Origin of the sequence: Dissulfurispira sp., assembly GCF_036745535.1 — a bacterium.
Lineage (GTDB): Bacteria > Nitrospirota > Thermodesulfovibrionia > Thermodesulfovibrionales > Dissulfurispiraceae > Dissulfurispira.
In genome coordinates, this window is record NZ_DAIOFX010000111.1 from 1 (window position 1) to 4502 (window position 4502).

The window sequence follows — 4502 nt, forward strand, 5'->3', positions numbered from 1 at the left end:
CTTTTACATCGAGGACCTTGTCGATTTTGACTTCTGTTGTCATTTTAACCCTCCTATCCTTCCATATATTTTTTGAATGTCCTGCCTGCAAACCATGTCATAACGAGCGCCCATAAAAGTATCACGCTTATGGTAAATACGACCGCTATGGGATAACTCCCGAATATCTGGGGCAGATACACATCCGTTATATTCTTTGAGCCGTACGGCGCAAAGATGGTCTTAAACCAAGCCTCCTCCCTCATCGGGAAGAGCCATGAGGAAACACAGATGAGTGTTAAGAGCCCTACCCATATTTTTACCTGACCCTCAGCAGTTCTCCAGAGGCTGTCGCTGACGCATGCACCGTTGAGCGCCATGCCGAGTCCGAACAGGGCTGAACCAATAAGTATTCCGATACCTGCTGGACTTATGGCGAATATCTCGGCATAGGCGATATCAGGGGACACGGAGCCAAGGAGTTTGAATGGGAGAAAACCTATCACCAGCAGTGCGTAGAGAAGCGCCATTGCCCTTGACATATCGCTGAAGCCTGTTTAAAAGGGTTCCCTGTATGCATAGGCAAAGCACATGCCTCCCCTCTGCATTGCAAAGCCCGTTAGTGTTGCTGCCAGAAATGACATGGAGAGGGCAGGGTAGCCGATCTTGGTGAACCGTGCCAAAACCATGAACATAACGACCGTAAGGATTATTGCCATTACAGGCTGGAACCTTATGCCGAATGGCTCGCCTCCGTCCGCATTAGCCGGCATTTTAGGCCATATGGTCTTTGTCTTTTCAAAATGCATTAATGGTCTATAGCCTGCACCATCGGCAGCGCACGCGAGGGATGCCAGCCTTCGCTTCTCAAGCCAGACAATTATCTTTGCTCCAAAGAATGAGCCTATGGTCATGCCTATAACCATAAGAATAGCCTGAACACCCATGGCGCCTATATTAGTCGTACTTACCAGGGGACAACCGAACATAAAGACCGCGCCTATACCCATCATCACTCCGCCAGAAAGCGCAAGTCCGTACTCCGTCTTGTCAAGCGGCACCTTGAGTGCGAACTCCTTTGCCAAAAGCGCGGCGATCAGCCCTCCGAAGAGTATGCCGAGCATCGTCCCTGCTGTCGGCTCAAGGAAAGGATTGGGATACTGGACAAAATAGTTTATGGTCTGCCCGTCAGGCCATATATAGCCATTGAAAGGATAGTGAGGCAGACCTATCTTGCCGAGGAAGCTGTTGATAATGCCGCCGAGTTCTTTAAGTCCCAGGAATGTTCCGAGCGGTTTTGCCTGATCATAGGGATTCTCACCCGTAACTGTCCTCGACAATGACTATACGGCTATTCCGTATGCTATTATCCCTGAAAGCGCCATGAATATGGCTGCTATCCATAGGGGCCATTTTTCCCTGAAGAATTTTTTGTACCATGAGTCCCACCAGCCTTTTATGCCAAAATCAAAGTCGCTCATATATCATCCCTCCCCTTTTGTTTTTACCTCTAACATCCGCCTACGCCCGGAGGCAAAAGCATAAATGGAATAGAGCCTTTGCCTATCTCTTTTCCTGTTGCTGCATCCTTTGCAGTAACTGCCATGTCAAACTTGCCCAATGGTTTTCCAGGTGGCACGGTAAACGCAACGGATGACGAAGCCTTACCGCCCTTAACAGCCACTTCGTCTTCCAGAATATCAATGCCGAGGTCTACAAATTTCTTTGGCAATTCAAACCTCACCTTTTTCACATTTCCTGTAACTGTAAATTCAAAGGGTATTGTAACAGCCCTTCCGAGGGCTATCTGTGCCCTTGTAATCCCTGGTCTTCTCGGGATCCATTTAAAGTCCTTTGCCTCATCAGCATATGCCACAGATACCAGTGAAACAGTAGTCTGTGTCTTTTTAAGCCCGCTTATCAAAGGCATTGTCAAGAATGCCAGTGACAGCATAACCGCCAATACTATTGTCTTTTTCGTTTTCATCTCTTATACCTCCATATTGATATTTTGTCTAAAAAGTCTTATTGAGAAACAGGTTCTTGTGCCGCCTTCATCTGCTCTGCCTGCTTGGCAAGATCCCTTAGCGGCTTATCAAAGGGCGGCAGTATAAAGCCCAGAGACAAAAGGGCAATAATAACTGCTACCCACAGCCACGGTAATGTCAATCCGCCTCTTACCTCACCCATTCTTACCTTCCTTCACCATGATATAACTTTGTCATAACTAAACATGTCTTCTACGAGACTCCCATAAGAAATATTGCCCTCTGTGAGGTCAATGACCTTCACTTCATTTTCTGCTTTATGCATCTCTATTATTTTCTTTGTGGTTTCATCGGGTTCAGACTTAAACAAATGCAAGACTTTCATATTTATTCTCCTTAATACGGCAATATGTGGTCATATTCGAGGATCTTCCCTGCCATATCTTCCATGGTTATATATTGAAAATCTATACCCTGCCGGGCTGTAAAAACTTTTATGATGTCCATTTCCTTCATTTCTTTCATTCCCTCAAACTGAACAATTGTCTCGTCATCATTCTTAATAGGTTGAGTTATAAATACATCTATTGTGTCATCAAGGACAGTGAGACCAACGCTCATCCTGAATGCCTCTGCCTGTCTGTCTCTGATAATTACCGCTATTTTCTTCTTATCCACAATATCTCCTTACAAAACAATAACCCTGTCTGCATCATGGTTCATGACAGCATTGTTGTACTGGCTGCCGCAGATTATCTCATCGGGAATGCCTTCCTTTGATACATTGAGGACATGTGTGCTGTGGTCGCAAAAACTCATGGATACGCCTTTGGTATTACAGAGGTCTCTGAAGGCTGGTTCCCTGAAAAGTTTGACCCCGTCATCCATATTAAATATTATGACTTCATGCCCTCTCTCTGTAGCCGCCTTTGTGATGCCTAATATATGATTGAGATTTTTGTCTGTGTTTACTAAAATACCGAGTTTCATGTGATATTCCTTTTATCCAATATCTTCCGGCATTTGCTGCAGAATTCTTTCCCCTTATAATCCGTATCCGAAAGATTGTAGGAAAAATACATGACGCATTTGTTGTCATGGCAGTGGTCAAGCCCGTATGTGTGCCCGAGCTCATGGACTGCGGTTTTAACAGCCCTCTCGACGACCTTCCCATTCCCTTTTTTAAATCTCGAAACAGAGACAATGGCAACAGCACTGGGCCCATCTGCAAGGCCGAATACGTAATTCAAATCCGGAATATAGAGGTCAACATCGGTGATGCCGAGCACCCTGTGAGGAGTTTCCCCTCGAACCCCTTCCATAAATCTCAGGAAGGCTTCGGCAGAATATTGGTTCCTCTGGCGGTTATAGGCGGATTCATGATAGTGCTGCATCTCGTCAACTATTGCGGTTATTCCTAATGTCATACTGACCTGAGTTGCAACCTCCATAATAAGACCCCCATCAACTTCACCAAGCGGAACTATTTTTATCCTTTCACCCATGCTGACCTCTACAATCTCCTTACTTCTCTTCTTTCGGCGGCAGATTTAACTCTTTCCTCAGGTCTGCGATCTCTTTCTGAAGCTTCTTTATGTCAGCCGCCATTTTCACAATGCCCTCCAGATTTATCCATTGCTCGTTCTCCACTGGATAGGGTGGATAAATGCTGCTGCCGTACACAATCCAGGAGTCATCATAGTTTGCAGGGTCCTTGAAGCCCATAAGCCTCAACTGCAGATATGTAAGCGTGGAGCGTGAGCCTGTCTGGCACAACCCTACTGTCCTTTTATTCTTATCGAGACTGCCGTAAGATTTTTCTAAAAACTTCTCAGGAAGCAGCTTTCCTGTGCGCTTGTCGTATGTAAGCTCGTGGGATACATTTATGGTTGTATTGGGAACACGGCCTCCCCTTAAGGAGCGGGATTCTTTACCGGCGTATTCCTTTTCCGTCCTTGCATCTATAACCTGAACGCCCTTTGTCTCTCCCTTTGCAATCTTAAGCATCTCCTCTGTTGAGGCGTACCTGGATGGAACAACATTGGCCTTAAATGTTGCCGGCGGCAATGTCTTCGGCTCTGTTGTTAGAGGTTTTCCAGCCGCTTTCCATGCAGTAAGACCTCCGTCAAGGAAATGGACTTTATCATGCCCCATGTATTCAAGTATCCAGAATCCTACACTTGCATGGACTATATCCTTTGCATCTCCATATACAACAACATTCTTGTCGTTACCAATGCCTGCATTTCCGAGTGTCTTTTCCAACTGTGCAGGCTTTAATGCCCTTTCTGTCCCATCCCTCAGGTCTTTCCTGCAATCAAGGACTATAGCTCCGGGGATATGCCCTTTCTCGTATGCCTCTTTGCCCCGGCAGTCAAGGATTACCCAGTCAGGTTTTGCAGCAACCTTCTCCACATCATCGGGATTCATTAAGATATCCGGATTTGCCCATCCATAGGCATTTGCAGATAAAGCCGCAAAGGCCGCCATCATCACCATTACTAATAAACCCTTTACCCTCATCTCGCACCTCCT

10 protein-coding genes are annotated in these 4502 nt (G+C 46.0%); all 10 read right to left on the reverse strand.

What is annotated here, in order from left to right:
• Positions 1-53 precede the first annotated feature (53 nt).
• Positions 54-521, reverse strand: coding sequence for a YeeE/YedE thiosulfate transporter family protein (locus V7L97_RS11500; protein WP_333656110.1), 468 nt, complete (start codon positions 519-521; stop codon positions 54-56).
• Positions 522-536: 15 nt separating this feature from the next.
• A complete protein-coding gene (locus V7L97_RS11505) occupies positions 537-1319 on the reverse strand; it encodes a YeeE/YedE thiosulfate transporter family protein (RefSeq protein ID WP_333656112.1) in 783 nt (260 codons plus the stop codon).
• 3 nt (positions 1320-1322) lie between these two features.
• On the reverse strand, positions 1323-1460 hold the full coding sequence (locus tag V7L97_RS11510) for a hypothetical protein (protein ID WP_333656113.1): 138 nt from the start codon (positions 1458-1460) through the stop codon (positions 1323-1325).
• A 29-nt stretch (positions 1461-1489) separates the two neighbouring features.
• Complete coding sequence (locus V7L97_RS11515; protein ID WP_333656116.1) at positions 1490-1966, reverse strand: hypothetical protein; 477 nt, start codon at positions 1964-1966, stop codon at positions 1490-1492.
• Between the two features lie 38 nt (positions 1967-2004).
• Positions 2005-2169, reverse strand: a complete 165-nt coding sequence (locus V7L97_RS11520; RefSeq protein ID WP_333656117.1) for a hypothetical protein — start codon at positions 2167-2169, stop codon at positions 2005-2007.
• Between the two features lie 12 nt (positions 2170-2181).
• Positions 2182-2352 carry a hypothetical protein gene (locus V7L97_RS11525; protein ID WP_333656118.1) on the reverse strand — a complete coding sequence of 57 codons (171 nt, stop codon included), beginning with the start codon at positions 2350-2352 and terminating at the stop codon, positions 2182-2184.
• Between the two features lie 11 nt (positions 2353-2363).
• A complete protein-coding gene (locus tag V7L97_RS11530) occupies positions 2364-2645 on the reverse strand; it encodes a hypothetical protein (protein ID WP_333656120.1) in 282 nt (93 codons plus the stop codon).
• Positions 2646-2654: 9 nt separating this feature from the next.
• The gene (locus tag V7L97_RS11535) at positions 2655-2957 is read right to left on the reverse strand and encodes a DsrE family protein (protein ID WP_333656121.1); all 303 of its coding nucleotides are present in this window, start codon (positions 2955-2957) and stop codon (positions 2655-2657) included.
• The gene (locus V7L97_RS11540) at positions 2954-3472 is read right to left on the reverse strand and encodes an archaemetzincin family Zn-dependent metalloprotease (RefSeq protein WP_333656123.1); all 519 of its coding nucleotides are present in this window, start codon (positions 3470-3472) and stop codon (positions 2954-2956) included. The genes V7L97_RS11535 and V7L97_RS11540 overlap by 4 nt, the downstream gene beginning before the upstream one ends.
• Before the next feature lie 19 nt (positions 3473-3491).
• Positions 3492-4502: sulfurtransferase (locus tag V7L97_RS11545; RefSeq protein WP_333656126.1), on the reverse strand; the 1011-nt coding region annotated here is incomplete at its 5' end.